Source organism: Amycolatopsis vancoresmycina (assembly GCF_000716785.1).
In the GTDB taxonomy this organism is placed as follows: Bacteria; Actinomycetota; Actinomycetes; order Mycobacteriales; family Pseudonocardiaceae; genus Amycolatopsis; species Amycolatopsis vancoresmycina.
Genome location: NZ_JNYY01000034.1, coordinates 1 through 16,717, shown reverse-complemented (window position 1 = coordinate 16,717; position 16,717 = coordinate 1). Strand labels below are relative to the sequence as shown.

The 16,717-nt window shown below is 71.3% G+C and carries 12 protein-coding genes and 1 pseudogene; 5 read left to right on the top strand and 8 right to left on the bottom strand.

Annotation, left to right across the window (positions count from 1 at the left end; translation table 11 throughout):
- Window positions 1-40: 40 nt before the first annotated feature.
- The gene (locus tag OO60_RS42675; protein WP_244885665.1) at window positions 41-2,257 is read right to left on the bottom strand and encodes an ATP-binding protein; all 2,217 of its coding nucleotides are present in this window, start codon (window positions 2,255-2,257) and stop codon (window positions 41-43) included.
- Between the two features lie 52 nt (window positions 2,258-2,309).
- Window positions 2,310-5,345, bottom strand: a complete 3,036-nt coding sequence (locus OO60_RS42670; RefSeq protein WP_156081361.1) for a tetratricopeptide repeat protein — start codon at window positions 5,343-5,345, stop codon at window positions 2,310-2,312.
- A gap of 683 nt (window positions 5,346-6,028) precedes the next feature.
- Between OO60_RS42670 and OO60_RS42665 the strand changes: the two genes are divergently transcribed.
- Complete coding sequence (locus OO60_RS42665; protein ID WP_004558852.1) at window positions 6,029-7,546, top strand: glycoside hydrolase family 44 protein; 1,518 nt, start codon at window positions 6,029-6,031, stop codon at window positions 7,544-7,546.
- A 124-nt stretch (window positions 7,547-7,670) separates the two neighbouring features.
- A complete protein-coding gene (locus OO60_RS42660) occupies window positions 7,671-8,636 on the top strand; it encodes a LysR family transcriptional regulator (protein ID WP_004558853.1) in 966 nt (321 codons plus the stop codon).
- Between the two features lie 2 nt (window positions 8,637-8,638).
- On the opposite strand, the gene OO60_RS42655 is transcribed toward OO60_RS42660, so the two are convergent.
- Window positions 8,639-9,493, bottom strand: a complete 855-nt coding sequence (locus OO60_RS42655; protein ID WP_004558854.1) for a hypothetical protein — start codon at window positions 9,491-9,493, stop codon at window positions 8,639-8,641.
- Between the two features lie 265 nt (window positions 9,494-9,758).
- Here OO60_RS42655 and OO60_RS42650 point away from each other — a divergent pair, with 265 nt between their 5' ends.
- Window positions 9,759-10,859 carry a hypothetical protein gene (locus tag OO60_RS42650; protein WP_004558855.1) on the top strand — a complete coding sequence of 367 codons (1,101 nt, stop codon included), beginning with the start codon at window positions 9,759-9,761 and terminating at the stop codon, window positions 10,857-10,859.
- Between the two features lie 9 nt (window positions 10,860-10,868).
- On the opposite strand, the gene OO60_RS42645 is transcribed toward OO60_RS42650, so the two are convergent.
- Genes OO60_RS42645 through OO60_RS42635 form a run of 3 tightly spaced genes read right to left on the bottom strand, consistent with a single transcriptional unit; the run spans window position 10,869 to window position 13,979 of the window.
- Window positions 10,869-11,672 (bottom strand): alpha/beta fold hydrolase, encoded by an 804-nt coding sequence (locus tag OO60_RS42645; RefSeq protein WP_033263529.1) that lies wholly within the window; start codon window positions 11,670-11,672, stop codon window positions 10,869-10,871.
- Window positions 11,665-12,951 (bottom strand): bifunctional o-acetylhomoserine/o-acetylserine sulfhydrylase, encoded by a 1,287-nt coding sequence (locus tag OO60_RS42640; RefSeq protein WP_004558857.1) that lies wholly within the window; start codon window positions 12,949-12,951, stop codon window positions 11,665-11,667. The genes OO60_RS42645 and OO60_RS42640 overlap by 8 nt, the downstream gene beginning before the upstream one ends.
- Complete coding sequence (locus OO60_RS42635; RefSeq protein ID WP_004558858.1) at window positions 12,948-13,979, bottom strand: isopenicillin N synthase family dioxygenase; 1,032 nt, start codon at window positions 13,977-13,979, stop codon at window positions 12,948-12,950. Before OO60_RS42635 ends, OO60_RS42640 begins: the two co-directional genes overlap by 4 nt.
- Window positions 13,980-14,419: 440 nt before the next feature.
- Here OO60_RS42635 and OO60_RS42630 point away from each other — a divergent pair, with 440 nt between their 5' ends.
- The gene (locus tag OO60_RS42630) at window positions 14,420-15,310 is read left to right on the top strand and encodes an endo-beta-N-acetylglucosaminidase H (RefSeq protein ID WP_004558859.1); all 891 of its coding nucleotides are present in this window, start codon (window positions 14,420-14,422) and stop codon (window positions 15,308-15,310) included.
- A gap of 33 nt (window positions 15,311-15,343) precedes the next feature.
- Here OO60_RS42630 and OO60_RS42625 read toward each other — a convergent pair whose 3' ends face one another.
- Window positions 15,344-15,721, bottom strand: coding sequence for a DoxX family protein (locus OO60_RS42625; protein WP_033263545.1), 378 nt, complete (start codon window positions 15,719-15,721; stop codon window positions 15,344-15,346).
- A 140-nt stretch (window positions 15,722-15,861) separates the two neighbouring features.
- Between OO60_RS42625 and OO60_RS42620 the strand changes: the two genes are divergently transcribed.
- Window positions 15,862-16,338 carry a MarR family winged helix-turn-helix transcriptional regulator gene (locus tag OO60_RS42620; protein ID WP_004558861.1) on the top strand — a complete coding sequence of 159 codons (477 nt, stop codon included), beginning with the start codon at window positions 15,862-15,864 and terminating at the stop codon, window positions 16,336-16,338.
- A 25-nt stretch (window positions 16,339-16,363) separates the two neighbouring features.
- Here the strand turns inward: OO60_RS42620 and OO60_RS42615 are convergent.
- Window positions 16,364-16,717: pseudogene (locus OO60_RS42615) on the bottom strand (zinc-binding dehydrogenase); the annotation flags it as partial.

Below are 16,717 nucleotides of genomic sequence, written 5' to 3'. Positions count from 1 at the left end.
GGAACCGGCGGAAAAGCCGGCAGAACCGGTTTCCCGCCGATCAGCGGTCCGCGGCCATCGCCGGGTGCGCGCGGACGCGGGCCTGGTCCGGCAGGCCGATGGGGAACGTCAGCGCCTCGCGGAACAGCCGGGCGGCGCCGCCGGGGTCGCCCTCGGCGGCGGCCGTCTCGCCGAGGGCGAGCAGCGCGAGCCCGGTCGCCTGGGCGTGTTCGGCCCGCCGGGCCAGCTCCAGCGCCCGCCGGCCGGTGGTGGTGGCGTCGGCCCAGCGGGCCAGGCCGGCGTGCGACTGGGCCAGCAGGGCCAGCGCGAACGCCTCCGAGCCCGGTTCGCCGAGCGCGGCGAACGTGGCGGCGGACTCGGTCAGCAGGGTGGCCGCGCCGGCGTGGTCGCCGGTGTCGTTCCGCACGGCGCCGAGGTTGAGCTGAGCCACCGCGACGCCGCGCCGGTCGCCCAGCTCACGCTTACGGCGCAACGCAGCGGCGTGGTACTCGATCGCTTCGGCGTACGCGCCGCGGTCGTGCGCCAGCGCGCCCAGGTTGTTCAGCGCGATCGTCTCGCGGCGCGCGTCACCCGTGGTCCGCGCCTGGTCCAGCACGCCGGTGTACGCGGCCGCGGCGTCGTCGTACCGGCCGGCGAACTTGTGGGCGTTGCCGATCAGGGTCAGCGTCGCGGCCCGGCCGTCCGGGTCGGCGCCGAACGCCTCGGCGGCCGACGCGGCCAGCGCCAGCGCCGCCTCCGGGTCACCGCTCTCGTTGGCGGTGACCGCGGCGCCGTGCCACGCCCACGCCCGGGCCTGCTCCGTAGGCGCGGCACCGGCCGCCGCCGCGAGCATCCGCCGTCCCTCGGCGAACCGCCCCCGGGCCACGTAGTGCTTGGTCAGTGCGCGCACGGTTTCCCCGCACAACAGGGCCGGCGCGGCGTCGACGGCCTGCTGGAGCGCGGCCCGCACGTTGTCCTGCTCGTCGCCCAGCCGGGGATCGCCGTCGCGGACCAGGCGCAGGAAGTGCCCGGCGTGCGCGTTGCGGTCGGCCACGCCGGTGAGCTGGTCCTCGACGACCTCGCGGATGGTGTCGAGCATGCCGATCCGGGGGTGGCCGGCCCGTTCGGTGACGGTGACCAGGCTGTGCGCGGCCAGCGTCGCCAGCGAGAGTGGCGGCGCGCCCAGCACGGCCTCGACGTCGACCGGGTCCGCGCCACCGGAGAACGCGCCGAGCAGGCCGAACAGCCGCCGGTCGGGATCGGTGAGCCCGCGCGTGCTCCATTCGACGGTGCGGCGCAGGCTGACGTGCCGGTCGGCCAGGTCCACGGTGTCGCCGTGCAGGTCGCGGACCTGGGCGAGCACCTGGGCCGGCGCCTGGGTGCGCAGCCGCGCGGCGGCCAGCTCCAGCGCGAGCGGCAGGCCGTCGAGCCGGCGGCACAGCGCCGCAACGGCGACGGCGTTGTCCTCGGTGAGCGCGAACCCCGGCCGGACCGCGGCGGTGCGTTCGACCAGCAGCCGCACGGCCGCGTTGCCGGCCAGCCCCGCCGGGTCGTCACTGTCCGGAGTGGACAGCGGGGCGAGTGGCCAGAGGTGTTCTCCCCGCAGCCGCAACGGCGACCGGCTGGTCACCAGGACGGTCAGCCCCGGGCACCCGGCCAGCAGGGTGGCCACGGTGGTGGCCGCCGCGGCGACGTGCTCGAAGCTGTCGAGCACCAGCAACCACCGCGCGTCGCCGATCAGCGTGGCCGGATCGGGCGTCCGCAGGGACTCGGCCAGGGCTTGCGGAACGTCATCGGCGTCGCGAAGGGCGCTCAGGTCGAGCCCGTGCACGGAGTCGAACCGGCTCGCCGCCCGCCAGCCGGCCTCGAGCGCGAGCCGGGTCTTGCCGACCCCACCGGTGCCGGTGATCGTGACCAGCCGCACCGGCGGATCCTGGACGAGCCGGAGCACCGCGGCGAGATCGTCGGCCCGCCCGACGATCGAGGTGACCGGCGCGGGCAAGGCGGGGCGGACCGCCGTCTTCCGCCGGCGGGTGTCCGGCGGCGGCGCGGTCCGGGCGGACCGGGCGAAAGCCTCCTGCTCCTCCGGCGTGAGGCCCAGCGCCCCGGTGAGGGCACGCAGTGTTTCACGCTGCGGACGCCGGGTGGCGCCGCGCTCGATCTCCCCGATCGCGCGGACGCTGATCCCGCTCAGCTCCGCCAGCTGCTCCTGCGAGAGGCCGCGGCTGCTCCGCAGCCCTGCCAGCATCTCGGCCAACGCCATCTGCCCCCGGTGCACCGCCACATAGTAAAGACGGCTGCGGAAGCGCCGCGGTTCGCTCCGGAACTCGTCAATCTCGGTAGCGATCTTGCCCGTCGCCGCCGACGGCCGTCAGATCGCCGGCCAGGTCCTCCAGCGTCCACGGCAGGCTCGGCTTGCCCTCGACCGTGACACCGTACATACGCAGCTCGCCGAGCGTGGTCGAATCACCGTTGCCTTTGAGTATCCGCTCGACCTTTTCCCAGACATCGGCCCGCCCACGGCAATAGGCGACCAGATAGTGGTCCAGGGCCTTGTCACAGCGGTTCTGCCGCACCTGCCGGTCGGCCAGGATGACTCGAGCCGACACATTCCCCGCGTCGACGGCACGCGACAGCAGCCGCATCGCGTCCTTGGTCCGATCGACTCGCAGCAGTGCCGACACCACGTCGCCGATCAGGGCGGTCTCCCCCACGTCCAGCTCGGACTCGATCATCGCGAGCGCTTCGTCGAAATGCTTCTCCCTGATCAACGCGACGAGCAGCCGCGGATCCGTCCGGCGCAGGAGCCCCGTCGACTGCACCTCCCGCAGCAGCACCAACGCCTCGGACGTGCGGTCGAACTCGAGCAGCAACTCCGCGGCCTGCACCCGCGCGGCCGGATAACCGTAGCAAGCCGCCTGCTCGAACCAGTACACCGCACCGCCGAATTCCCGTGGCGTCACGTCCCCCAGGAACTTCGCGGTGTTGACGGATTCCTGCAACGACGCGTTCGCCGCGGTGGCCTTTCTCGCGGCCGAGGCGAATCCTTCGGCGAGCCACTTCATCGCCGTGCCCAGGTCTGCTCCGTGGCGGGCCGAATACGCCTCGATCGCGACGGTGGCGGCATCGCCACGCAGGAACTGCGCCACCGGCAGGACCGAGTCCGGACCGGCCGACTCGACGACACCGACGTACCACCGCAGCGCTTCATGAACGGTCTCCGGCGGGCCGGAACGACACAGTGCGACCGCAATCCGCGCCGCCGCCTGCGGCGACCCCGCGCGGCGCGCCCGCCGGTAGTAGTCGGCAGCAGTGGACATCTCAGCCAGGACGGCAGCCTGCTCGGCGGCCGAGACCCACGACTCGTCGTGTCCGCATGACGCGGCATCGGCGTAGCATTCCATCGCCCGACGGCGAAGACCACGCTCCACGTGGACTTTGGCGACTTCGGCGAGTGCCTGCGGTTCACCCCGGCGGGCAGCTTCCCGGGCGTGAGCCAAAGCCGTGTCGCTGAGGCCGGCACGGGCATACATCCTCGCCGCATGGATGCGTGCCCCCGCGACTTCCAGCTTGATCGCATGGTCGCACCACTGCAGCGCCTCCTCGATCTCACCGAGGCCGAGCAGCAGGTCCGCGCCGACCAGGTAGGCATCGGCATCACCGGACTGCGCGTGGTCCCGGAGCCATTCGACCGCCCGCCCCTCGTCGACGTGTTCGACAACGAGCTCGGCGATTCCGGCCAACGTGTTCAACCCCGTCGCCGACCGCTGCACGCTCAGGAAGCTGACCCCCTTCTCATAGCCGGATTCTTCGGCGATCATCTCGGCGGCGACGACAGCGGCGTTGACGTCGCCTCCCTTGGCCAGGCGTCGATAGACCTCGACCGCCTTCTGCCGTTGCCCGGCCTCCACGTAGGCGATGGCTTCGAGCTTCAGCGATTCCGCGTCGCCCGGTCCGATGGCTTGGCCGAGCCACTCCGCCGCCGCCTCGGGCCTTCCCGCTTCCAGCAGAATCTGCCCGCCGGCGAGGACCGCGGCGGGAACGTGGCTGCCGGCAGCGGCCCGGTGCAGGTCGAGAGCCTCGTCGAACCGGCCGCACCCGCGCATCATGTCGGCGAGTTCGCGACGCGCGGCCGACGTTGCACCGTTGCGCACGAGGAGGAAGAACCGCGCCGCTTCACGAATGAGGCCGCGACGCCGGCATTCGCGTCCCAACGGGATCAAACTACCCGGCGCAGCGAACGAAAACAGCGAAGACCACAGATGGGGAGCCGGGAGTGCATGCCTGCCCGCTTCCGTCACGAACTGGCACTCGAGGTAGTCGTTGAGCCGGAACATCCGCTCCGTGGCCGTCTCGCCGGAGTCGTCGCCGCTGCGCACCAGCAGCATCCCGGTCTCGCCGACTCCGCACGCCGTCAACTGGTCGATCGCCTCCTCGAACCAGCTCTCGCCCAGGCGGGCCCGCTCCCACTCCGGCAGGTACCCCAAGGCGCCGGCCCGCACCAGCTGCGCCCGGACCCACGGATCGTGACCGATGATCCGGGCGTCGATGAGGCACTGCAGGATCGCCCTGGCGACGGGGCCGGCCAGCGAGAACCGGGCCTGGAAATCCGGCGCCTCCACCAGGTACTGGATCACATAACCATCGCTGCTGTGCTCCGCGGCCTCCACGATCCGCGGGTCCTCCGAGTTCCGCGCGGTGACGACTTCGGCCTCGGTGAACCGATCCGGGACGCTGATGACGTTGCCGGCGAGGAGTTGACGCGCGTGCACGCTGAGCGCCGCCTGCGCTCCTGACGACGAAGCGGTCAACCTGTGGATGTCACCTTGACTCAAGGTCAGCAGGACCATCACCGGCCCACGCCGGGCGTCATAGACCAGGTCGCGCAGTTCGCGAGCCACCTGCTCACCCACCTCGGGGCCGTGGTCGAGCAGGTAGCGCGCCGCATTGGGCAACCACAACACCGTCCGCGCCGGCAACTCGCCGATCCGCGCCAGCAGCGACCGGGGATCACTGGGACTGGTGCCCGGCCAGATCCACCAGCCGTCCAGCAACGGCGCGAGCATGCCCGGCTTGCTCGACCGGATCGCCTCCCACAACGCCCGCTTCATCCCCGATTTCGGCTGGCCGATCAGCGCCACCACGCCGCTCGAGCCACCGGCGATCGACGACACCCGGTGCTGGATCTCCTCGTCGTGACCGCGACGGAAGTACGCCGTCAACTCGGTCTGCGTCGTCGAGTTCGCCCGGCCCATCCCGACGACCGAGCGAATTTCGAGCTGAGATGGCGTGCAGTTCATCAACGGCATGCCCGCCGGGGCATATGTCGACGACACCGCCGGCCGCCCACCGTCGCGTCTTTTCACCTTCTCGCCTTCGATGATCCGGTCAGGGACTTGACGTCCCGCAGACGCGACACTTGCCGCACCGGCCCAGCAGGACTACCAGGTCGTACCGTGCCCGAGCGGGCGCGACACCGTCCAGTCCGGCGGCGACTGCTGCGCCGAGCGGCTGTTCCGCACGGCGAAACACCCACGCACAGTCGACTTTCAGGAATCCCAAGCGTGTCACCCATTAGGGGAATAAGCGTCGATTTTGCCTAAACCCACATACAGAAAGTTGGACCAGCGCCACGATAGGGTATAAATTCGGGCCGGCCCCCGCGAAGGTCCCGCTCGCACGACGCCACCCCTTCGCGCACGGTGCATCTCCCGGTCGATCGCACGACTTCAGCCCGGCAGGTCACTCTTCGCACCGCTCGACCGCCCGAACATGCGATCCCCAGCGTTCAGCTACCCAAGGTGCAGCCCGACCCGCTATAGCCGGACACCCCGCCGGTTCATCACTCCACTCGGCCGATTGACGGCCCGCGCCCCGCCGCTATCGTATGGGAGCGCTCCCACACATCGACGTCAGGAGTCCGGCGGTGGCTGTTCAGAGGCGGAATCGCTCACGATCCAGCACAGCCATCGCCGCGGGCGGCTGCCTCGTGACGGCGCTTCTGACAACCGGAGCGCCCCCGGCATCCGCCACCACACTCAGCCTGTCGGTGGACCTGTTCGCAGCGCGGCACGCGATCAGCCCGGACATCTACGGGATGAACGGCGGCGACCCCGCCCTCGTCGCCGAGCTCGGCACGCCGGTCTCACGCTGGGGCGGCAACGCCAGCAGCCGCTACAACTTCGAGAACCACACCTACAACACCGGAAGCGACTGGTACTTCGAGAACATCGTCGCCGGTCCGGACAACACCCTCGAGGCCTACGTTCAGCGCAACCGCGACCACGGCGTCAAGCAGGTCGTCACCGTGCCGATGTCCGGCTGGGTGGCCAAAGACGGGCCGGAGTGGCCGCACGCCTGCGGCTTTCCCGCCACCCGCTTTCCCAGCCAGGACTCGTTCGACCAGTGGGACGCCAACTGCGGCAACGGCCGGCTGAACAACACGAACCTCACCGGAGCGGAACCCACCGACACCTCCGTCCCGGCGGACGCGTCCTTCGCGGGCGAAATGGTCTCGCACCTGGTGAGCCGGTTCGGCCCGGCCGCACGGGGCGGGGTGCCGATCTACGAACTCGACAACGAACCGGTGCTGTGGAGCTCGACCCACCGCGACGTCCACCCCCAGCCCGTGTCCGACGACGAACTGGGCAGCAAGAGCACCGCGACCGCGGCCGCCGTCAAGGCCGCCGATCCGCGGGCGGCGGTCCTCGGCCCGTCGGGCTGGGGCTACTGCGAATGGGTCGCGTCCGGGGTGGACGGGTGCGCGCCGGGCGCCGACGCCGCGGCCCACGGCGGACTCAACCTGTCCCAGTGGTTCCTGAAGAACATGAAGGACGCGGGTGACGCCGCGGGCAAGCGGCTGCTCGACTACTTCGACCAGCACTACTACCCCCAGATCAGCGGCGACAAGACCCCCGAAGCCAACGCGCTGCGGCTGCGGTCGACGCGCTCGCTGTGGGATCCCTCGTACGTCGAGGAATCCTGGATCGGCCCGAGCGGGGTCAACGCGCCACCCCTGCAGTTCATCCGCACGATGAAGAAGTGGGTCTCCCAGTACAACCCGGGCACCAAGACCGCCATCACCGAGTACAACTGGGGCGCCCTCGACGACATCAACGGCGCCCTCGCCGAAGCCGACGTCCTCGGCATCTTCGGCCGCGAAGGCCTCGATCTCGCCACCATCTGGGGCGAGCCCAAGCCCACCGACCCCGCCGCGTACGCGTTCCGGATGTACCGCGACTACGACGGAACCGGAAGCAAGTTCGGCGAGGTCAGCGTCTCGGCGGCCAGCACCGACCAGGGACAGCTCGCGATCTACGGCGCACAACGCCGTTGCGACGGCGCCCTCACGCTCATGGTGATCAACAAGACGGGCACCGACCTGGCTGCCCCGCTGTCGATCGCCGGCCTGCCCGGCAACGGCACGGCCCAGCGATTCACCTACAGCCCGGCCGATCTCGCCTCGATCGTGCGGGGCGCGGACCTGCCGGTGCACCGCGGCAGCGTCGCCGCGACGTACGCGGCGAATTCCATCACCCTGCTGGTCCTGCCGCCGCGCCGGTCCTGAGCGAGTCAGGACGTCAACGGGCGTTGATTCGGCGTCGTTCCCGGATCCCGCGAGCTGGATGGCGAGCAGGACCGCCCGACTCGAGTCGGATGTCCCCGCTGATCAAGCCGCCTACAGTGGGACCGTGGAGCTGGAACTGCGCCACCTGCGCGCGCTGGTGGCCGTGGCCGACGCGCGGAGCCTGAGCCGGGCGGCCCGGCTCCTCCACGTCTCGCAGCCCGCCCTCTCGGGGCTGCTGGGCCGGGTCGAACGATCCGTCGGCGGGGCGCTGTTCGTCCGGTCCCCCAGCGGGTGCGTGCCCACCCGGCTCGGTGCCGACGTCGTGGCCGAGGCGCGGTCCGTGCTGGCCGGGGTGTCCGCGCTGACCGAGCGGATCGGGGAACGGCGGGCGCCCGCCGGGCCGGTGCGCGTCGGCGGGTACTGCGGTTTCCTGCACCTCGCCGTGTCGCGCTGGCTGCGGGAACGGCCGTGGAGCCACGGTGTCAGCGTGCACGAGGACCCGGACGAGTCCGCCACCCTCGCCCAGCTCGCCGCCGGCCGGCTGGACCTCGCGCTGGTCTACCTGCCGCCGCTGCCCGGCGCGGTGATCCCCGAGGGCGTCGAAACGCTGGTGGTGCACCCCCGGGAGCCGGTTTTCGTCATCCTCTCCCCCGACCACCCGCTGGCCGGGACACGCGCGGTGCCGTTCGCCGGCCTCGGCGAGCACCCGTGGGCCGACGACCCGCCGGGCACCACGCGGTGGTCGGCGTACCTGCAGCGGGTGTGCCGCAGCCGCGGCGTCGCCCTCGACCAGCCGCACCGGCCGCAGTGCCTGGCGACGCTGCTGGACCTCGTCGGCGCGGGCATGGCCGTCGCACCCGCGCTGGCGACCCGCCGGGACCAGCCCGGGACCATCGCCGTGCGGGCCATCGAGGGCGCACCCCTGTGGCAGGAGCTGCGGCTGTGCTACCGGCCGGGCACGCCGGTGGCGGCGCACGCCGAGGAGATCCACGCGGCCGTCGTCGCGAGCTACGCCGGCCGGCAGGGCTGCAGTGCCGCGTTCGACACGTGGTGGCACGCGGGCGGCCGCGAGCTGCTGCCGGCCGGCTGAGCTCAGACGGTGACGCGCCAGGTGCTGTTCGGCGACGGCACCTCGAACCGCAGGGTCGAGCAGTCGTAGTCGGCCGGGCGCGGGTTCGCCGTGGGGCGCAGCGGCGAGTTCGACGGCGACGCGTCGGTCCAGCGCCCGCCGATCCGCAGCTGCAGCGAGCTCGACTCGAACACCGCGCCGCGCGCGTCCGAGCAGTAGTAGGCGTTGCCGGTGGCGGGATTGCGGGTCGAATACAGCTCGAAGATGTCCCACCCTTCGTTCAGCGAACTCTGGTCGCTGCCGCTCTGGCTGAACAGGGTGTCCCACCCGCCGGTCTTCACGTTGCGCAGCGACGCCGTCCAGCTGTTGCCCGACGAGCTGGTCCGGACCTCCTGGACGGTGTAGGCCGGGTGCCCGTTCACCGAGCTGGTGTAGGTGGCCAGGAAGGTGGAGTCGATCGGGACGACCTTCGCCGGCGACACCGAACGGCACCAGTCCCAGGCCCAGACCTGCGCGGCTTCGCCGAGCCCGTACGCGGTCACGACTTCGATGCACGAGTGCCCGGTGGGCTTCATCGTCGGGGCGTAGACGACGTCGGAGGTGTTGGAAATCCGCAGGCCCGGCGTGATGCTCTGGGTCACGACCACGCCGTCGGCGCCCGAGGACAGCTGGGGTTCCGGGCCCCAGAACGTGTGCCGCTGCGCCAGGGACGCCGGTTGGCGCAGCTGGCGGAACTTCTCGGCCATCGGCCCGGCCGCCGCTTTCGCGGCCGCGCCGGTCAGGCCGGGCACGGTGCCGCCCGGTGCCGCGGAAACCGGGACGGCCACCGCGATCGTGGTCACGAAGGCACAGCAGAGAACGGCAAGCAGCTTCCGCATCGGCGCGTCTCCCTCGTCACGGGGCGGCGGGGTTCCCGCCCACGGGGATCCGGATGCTAGGACGCGCTTTCCGTTGTGCGGCAGCGACTTTCGGCGGGTCGACGGCATCGCGGCCGGTCGGCGGGGATATGACTTCCGCCGCCGCGAAGTGTTATGACGCCGTTCGGAGCAGGCGCTGCCTTGCTTGCGGCACCTCGGATCCGGCCACGAACCCGGGGCGGTCGAGGTAGCCTGACGGCCTGTCGCTCGACCGAAGGAGATGCCGGTGGACGTTTCCTCAGCGGTACCCGAGCAGCTGCGCCCGGCGGTGACGACGTCGTCCGGGACGGTGCGGCTGGTGTTCGTGCCGCGAGTCACGCGCCTGCTGACCAAGACCTGGGCCGGCAGCCTGGCCATCCCGTTCGCGGTCGCCGGCCCGCTGCTCGTCGCCGTGGTGCTGCCCCTGGTCGCCGTCGTCTTCGGCTGGGCCGCGATGGGGCACACCGCCCTGGTGCTCGGCGGCGTCCTCGCCGCCCTCGGCCTGGTGCTGTCGGTCGTGCTGCCCTGGAGTCTGCGCTCCGACGCCCGGTGGGTCGAGCTGACCCCCGGGCCGGATCCGGCCCGGGTGCTCGTCAAGCGGCTGTCCGGGGCGACGCGGACCAGTGACCTGCGGTCGATCGCCGTCATCGACCACGTGAAGCTCGCCGAACCCGCCGGTGTCGAACTGGAACTGCGCACGGCCGACGGGACCGTCCGGGGCGCGGAGCGGATCGACGTGGACGCCCGGGCCCTGGCGGACTGGCTGGGCAGCCTGCCCGGCGTCCAGGTCGAACACCGGAAGGTCGTCGACCGGGTGAACCCGACCCGCGACCGCTGGTGGCGGAGCCCGCAGGTCGCCGCGGTGTGGAACGTCCCCGCCGACGCCGTCCCGGTGATCGCGGACGAACTCGGCGTCCGATGCGACACCTTCGTGCCCCGGGCCGCCGCCAGGAACGGCAACGTCCGGGCGATCGCCGTCTACGACCCGGACGACGTCCAGGAAATCACCGGCCAGCTCACCGCCGGCACCGTTGCGGCGTTCATGCTGCGGCGGCTGACGAGCTTCACGCTGGAGGCACGGCTGCCCACCGGCGACGACCCGCTGCTCCACCTCGTGAGGGACACCGAACTCGCCGAGCGGTACCGCACCGCGCTGCACCACCTCCGCGACCCCGGCCCGGAAACGCACCCAGCCGTCACCTTCGCGCAGTACTCGCTGGGCCAAGCCGTGCACGGCGGGCCCATTCCGGCTGCCGGCCCACCACGATGGACCCCACCACCCGACTTCGAAGCGGTCCTCGCCACCGCGATGGCCGGCCCGTTCCCCCGGCCGACCCGATACGCCTGACCGCGGGGTTCAGCTGCGGACGTGCTCGGCGGCGAAGCCGGTGAAGACGCGGTACACGTCGTCGCGGTCGAGCTCGTTCAGGATGTTGTGGCGGTCTTCGGGGAAGACGACGGCTTTCGCGTCCGGCAGCAGCTCGGCCGCCCGCAGCGCGCCGGCGGCCGGGGCGAGGTCGTCGTCCGCGCCGTGCAGCAGGAGCACCGGCAGGTCGAGCTTCGCCAGGACGGCGGCCGCCCGTGGCGCGGCTTCGCCGAGGGCGCGCAGGGTCTCCAGGCGGAGGCCGCCCTGCCAGGTCAGCGGGTCGTCGCGGATCTGCTGGGCGTAGCCGGGGTGGCGGGTCAGCTCGCCGGGGTCCTTGCGCAGGTCCCACGGGTCGATTCCGCTCGCCAGCAGCGCGACCAGGCCGCTCGACATGTCGGGCACCAGCGACGACCCGGCGAGCACCAGCGCGACCGGGCGCACCGGCAGGCGGCCTTCGCCGACGAGCAGGGCCGCGACCGTCGCGCCGAGCGAGTGCCCCGCGATCACCAGCGGCAGCCCGGGGTGCGCGTCGCGGGCGAGGCCGGTGAGGGTGGCGGCGTCGGCGAGGAGGTCGTCGACGGACTCGATCAGGACGCGTTCGCCGTCGCTGCGGCCGTGCCCGGCGTGGTCGAGCGCCCACAGCGCGAACCCGGCGCCGGTGAGCGCGTCCGCGAAGGGCTCGTAGCTGCCGATGTGCTCGCCGAGGCCGTGGAAGAACACGACCAGTGCCTTCGGTTCACGCGGTGTCCAGTGTCCATAGTGGATCCTCCCGCGGCTTCCGGTGAACTCAGCCATCGCTGCCCTCCAGTCCGTGCGCCAGGTCGGCCAGCAGGTCGTCGACGCCTTCGAGGCCGACCGACAACCGGACCAGGCCCGGGGTGACCCCGCTCGCCCGCTGCTGCTCGTCGTCCAGCTGGGCGTGCGTGGTGGAGGCCGGGTGGATCACCAGGCTGCGCACGTCGCCGATGTTGGCGAGGTGGCTGAACAGCCGCAGCCGGTCGACGAACCGCCGTCCGGCGCCGAGACCGCCCTTCAGCTCGAAGGCGACGACCGCGCCGACACCGAGCGAGAGGTACCGCTTGGCCGTATCGTGCCACGGGCTGCCGGGCAGCCCGGCGTAGTGCACCGCCTCGACGTCGGTGCGTTCGGCGAGCCACGCGGCGACCGTGTGAGCGTTCTCGACGTGCCGCTCCATCCGCAGCGACAACGTCTCGATGCCTTGCAGGAGCAGGAAACTGGTGAACGGTGATACCGCCGGGCCGAGGTCGCGGACGAGCTTCGTCCGCAGCCGAAGGGCATACCCCAGCTCGCCGAACTCCTGGCCGAAAACCAGGCCGTGGTAGCTGGGGTCCGGACGGGTCAGCTGCGGCCAGCGGTCCGGTTCGGCGGTGTAGTCGAACTTCCCGCCGTCGACGACGATCCCGCCAATACCGGTGCCGTGCCCGGAAAGGAACTTCGTCGTCGAGTGCACGACGATGTCCGCGCCGTGTTCGAGGGGCCGTGCGAGGTAGGGCGTCGGCACGGTGTTGTCGACGACCAGCGGCACCCCGGCGGTGTGCGCGACCTCGGCGACCGCGCTGATGTCCAGGACGTTGCCGCGCGGGTTGCCGACGGTCTCGGCGTACAGCGCCTTCGTCTCCGGCCGGATCGCGGCCCGCCATTCCGCCAGGTCGTCGGGATCACGCACGAAGCCGACCGAAATCCCGAGGTCGGCGAAGGTGTGGGCGAGCAGGTTGTACGTCCCGCCGTAGAGGCTCGCGGCCGCGACGACGTGGTCGCCGGCGCGGGCGATGTTCAGCAGCGCCAGCGTCGAGGCGGCCTGCCCGCTGGCCACCGCGACCGCGGCCACCCCGCCTTCGAGGTCGGCGAGCCGTTCCTCCACGACGGCGGTCGTCGGGTTGGACAACCGCGTGTAGGCGTGCGTTTCCAGGTCCCGCAACGCGAACGCTTCGGCGGCGTGGTGCGCGTCGGCGAAGGTGAACGACGTGCTCTGGTAGATCGGCGTCGCCCGGGCGCCGGTCGCCGGGTCCGGCCGGGCCCCGGCGTGGATCTGGCGGGTCTCGAACGCCGTCATCCGCGCTCCGCCAGGACATCGGACCACCAGCGCTCGGCCACTTCAGGATGCGACCGCAGCCACCCGACCAGCGCGTTCTCCCCGAAAGCCGCGTGCAGCGGGTTGTCCGCGTCCTGGCTGACGCCCCTGGCTCCGGCCGCCAGCTCCGCCGGGAGCTCCAGGGGTGCCACGACGGCGTCGAGCCGCGGCCCGAGGAAGAACGGCACGGAGAACCGTTCGACCCCGGTGGGCGGGCTGACCACGCGGTGGTGCGTCGCCTTCAGGTAGCCCCGGGTGGCGATCTCCAGCATCTCCCCGATGTTGACCACGAAGCTGCCCGGCACCGGTGTGGCGTCGAGCCAGCTGCCGTCGGCCGCCCGCACCTGCAGGCCACCGACTGCGTCCTGCTGCAGCAACGCGAGGTAGCCGTAGTCCTGGTGCGCGCCGACGCCCTGGTCCTGCTCCGCCGACGGCCGTCCCGGGTAGCGGACGATCTTGACGTGCGTGGACGCCTCTTCGTCGAACCAGGCGTCGAAGTAGCCCTCGTCCTGCCCGAGCGCCGCGGCGAGCGCACGCAGCACCTCACGGCTGACGCGCAGGGCCTCGGCCTGCCAGGCCAAGGTCGTCTCCCGCAGTCCGGGAAGCGCCGCCGGCCACTGGTTGGGACCGATCAGGCGCTGCCACGCGGGCCCACCGGGCGCGACGGGCTCCCGTTCCGGGCCGATGTCGATCTGCTCGCGCCAGTCGGGTGTGCCGCCGGTGTACTCGTAGCCGGTGCGCGTGTAGCCGCGGAACTGCGGCGAGTGGATGTTCTCGATCGCCAGCCGCTCTTCGACCGGCAGCGCGAAGAACTCCTTCGCCACGGCGAAGATCCCGGTGGTGATCTCGTCCGGGACGCCGTGCCCGACCACGTAGAAGAACCCGACCTCGTGCGCCGCGTGCCGCAGCCCGGCGAGGAACGCGGCCCGGTCGGCGGCGGGATCGCGGAAGTGCGAGATGTCGATCAGCGGCAGAGCGGCGGCCGCCCCGGGTTCGTCGATCGTCGTCACGTCCGGCAGCCTAAGGGGCCCCGGCAGGCGGGACGGGTGTTCTCACATCGCGGACGCCGCGGTCGCGTTCGTGGCCTTGGCAGACGCTCACCGGGTTGCCGGCGCGCTGGTGCGCTGGTGCGCTGGTGCGCGCCACGACCATCGCCGACCTGCTCGACCACGCGGCGCCCGCCCGCGTCGCCACCTGAAAGGACCTCCCGTGAGCGACCTCTGGCACCAGCCCCTGCGCACGCAGCAGCCAGGAAGGCATCGTGGTCAACCTGCCGAGCCTGTGGTCCCCGGTCGACGTGCCCGAGGACTGAGCCGCGGGCCCGGCCGACGAACCGCGTAGGCCAACCGAGGTAGCGGGCGCGGTATTCGATCACAAACCTTGACACCGTGCCGGAAAAGAACGTACATGGGCGAGCGAGTTCATCTCTTTCGACGGGAGCTGGTCCACTGTGCGCAAACTCGGCCGGATCACCGCGTTGCTGGCAGGCGCCGCACTCATGGCGGGCATGACGACAGGTACCAGCGCGGCGAGCACGCCGCGCAAGGCCGGACCGATCACCGTGGCCTACGTCGAGGTGAACAGCGACAGCATGCTGAACGTCGGCAAGTACGCGCTGTCCGGCGGCGGGAACGTGTTCGACATCGGCGTCATCTTCGCCGCCAACATCAACTACGACACCGCGACCAGGTCCGCGTACCTGTCCTTCAACCCGAACGTGCAGCGCGTGCTGGACAACGTGAGCACGCAGGTCCGCCCGTTGCAGGCCAAGGGCATCAAGGTGATGCTGTCGATCCTGGGCAACCACCAGGGCGCCGGTTTCGCCAATTTCCCGTCCCAGCAGGCGGCCGCGGCGTTCGCCAAGCAGCTTTCCGACGCGGTGACCAAGTACGGGCTGGACGGCATCGACTTCGACGACGAATACGCCGAGTACGGCAACAACGGCACGGGCCAGCCCAACGCGAGCTCGTTCGTGTACCTCGTCTCGGCCTTGCGGGCGGCGATGCCCGGCAAGCTGATCTCGCTGTACAACATCGGCCCGGCGGCCTCGCGGCTGTCCTACGGCGGTGTCGACATCACGTCCAAGTTCAACTACGCCTGGAACCCGTACTACGGAACCTGGGGCGTGCCGACCATCGCGCTCCCCAAGTCAGCGCTCTCGCCCGCGGCGGTGCAGATCGCCGCGACGCCCACCAGCACCGCCGCCGGCCTCGCCCGGCGGACGGTGAGCGAAGGCTACGGCGTCTACCTGACCTACAACCTCGGCGCCGGTGACTCGCACGCCTACCTCTCCAGCTTCACGAAAGAGCTGTACGGCCAGGACGCCGTGTACACGAACTGACGCCGGCCTCTCACGCCGGCGCCAGGACGAGCTTCAGCTGATCGCGTACGGGCCGAACCGGCCCCAGGCCACGATCGCGGAGAGGATGAGCAGGATCACCGGGGCGGCCAGGGCCTGGTTCTCCTTGCGGCGGATGTGGACGGCGATCGCGCCCACCATCACGATGGCCAGGCCGAGGGCCGCGATCGGGGTCAGGATCGGCGCGATCACCAGGAGTGCCGGCAGGATCAGGCCGAGTGCGCCGAGGACTTCGATCGCACCGATGCCCTTGACCGAGCCGCTGGAGTAGTCGCCGGCCCAGGCCATGCCGGCGGCGGCGAGCTTCTCCTTGGGTTGCAGCAGCTTCATCGCGCCTGCGGCCAGGAACGCGAGCGCCAGCAGGCCCGCGATGATCCAGAGTGCGACATTCATGATCTTCGGCATCTCCGATTCCGATGTGGGGCAACTGGCCGTAAGCTAGCAGCGCATGACTTGAAGCGTCAAGTCATCTGAGTTGAGCCTTCAAGTGCTCTGCGCTAGGTTTCCGTGGTACGGCTATCCGGGATGAGGCTATGGAAACGAACGAAGCTCGCTGGCTCGACGAACGGGAGCGAGAGATCTGGATTGCACTGGCAAGTCTGCTGATCCGGGTGCCGTCGGCGCTGCACGCCCAGCTGCAGCGCGACTCCGGCGTCACCTTCTTCGAGTACCAGGTGCTGGCCGGGCTGTCCGAGGCCCCGGACCGGACGCTGCGCATGAGCATCCTGGCCGTGCTCGCCGACGGCTCGCTGTCCCGGTTGTCGCACGTGGTGAAGCGGATGGAGAAGGTCGGCTGGGTGACCCGGCGGCCCGATCCCGAAGACGGCCGCTACACGCTGGCGACGCTCACCGACGCGGGCTGGGACAAGCTGGTCGACGCCGCGCCCGGGCATGTCGCCGAGGTGCGCCGGCTGGTGTTCGACCCGCTGAGCAAGGCGCAGCAGCGGCAGCTGCAGGAGATCGGCCGCCGGATCGGCGAGGCGGCCGTCGCCGCCGAACCCGAGCCCTGAGCCTGCGCACGGCTCACGCGCCGCGGGTCGGGTGGATCAGGCCCTTCGCGATCAGCCGGTTGGCCTCCCACGACTCGCGGTAGTTGGCGAAGTGGGAGCCGATGATCCGCTTGAGGTTCATCCACAGGTACCGGTTGTCGTACTGGTGCACATACCCCGACGTCGACGCGCAGGTCACGATCGTGCCGCCCTTGCGCGCGGCGTAGACCGACGCCCCGAAGGTCTCCCGGCCCGGGTGCTCGAACACGATGTCCGGGTCCTCCCCACCGGTCAGCTCCCGGATCCTCGCCCCGAACCGCTGCCACTCCTTCGGGTCCTGCTCGTGCTCGTCCTTCCAGAACCGGTAGCCCTCGGCGTTGCGGTCGATGATCAGCTCCGC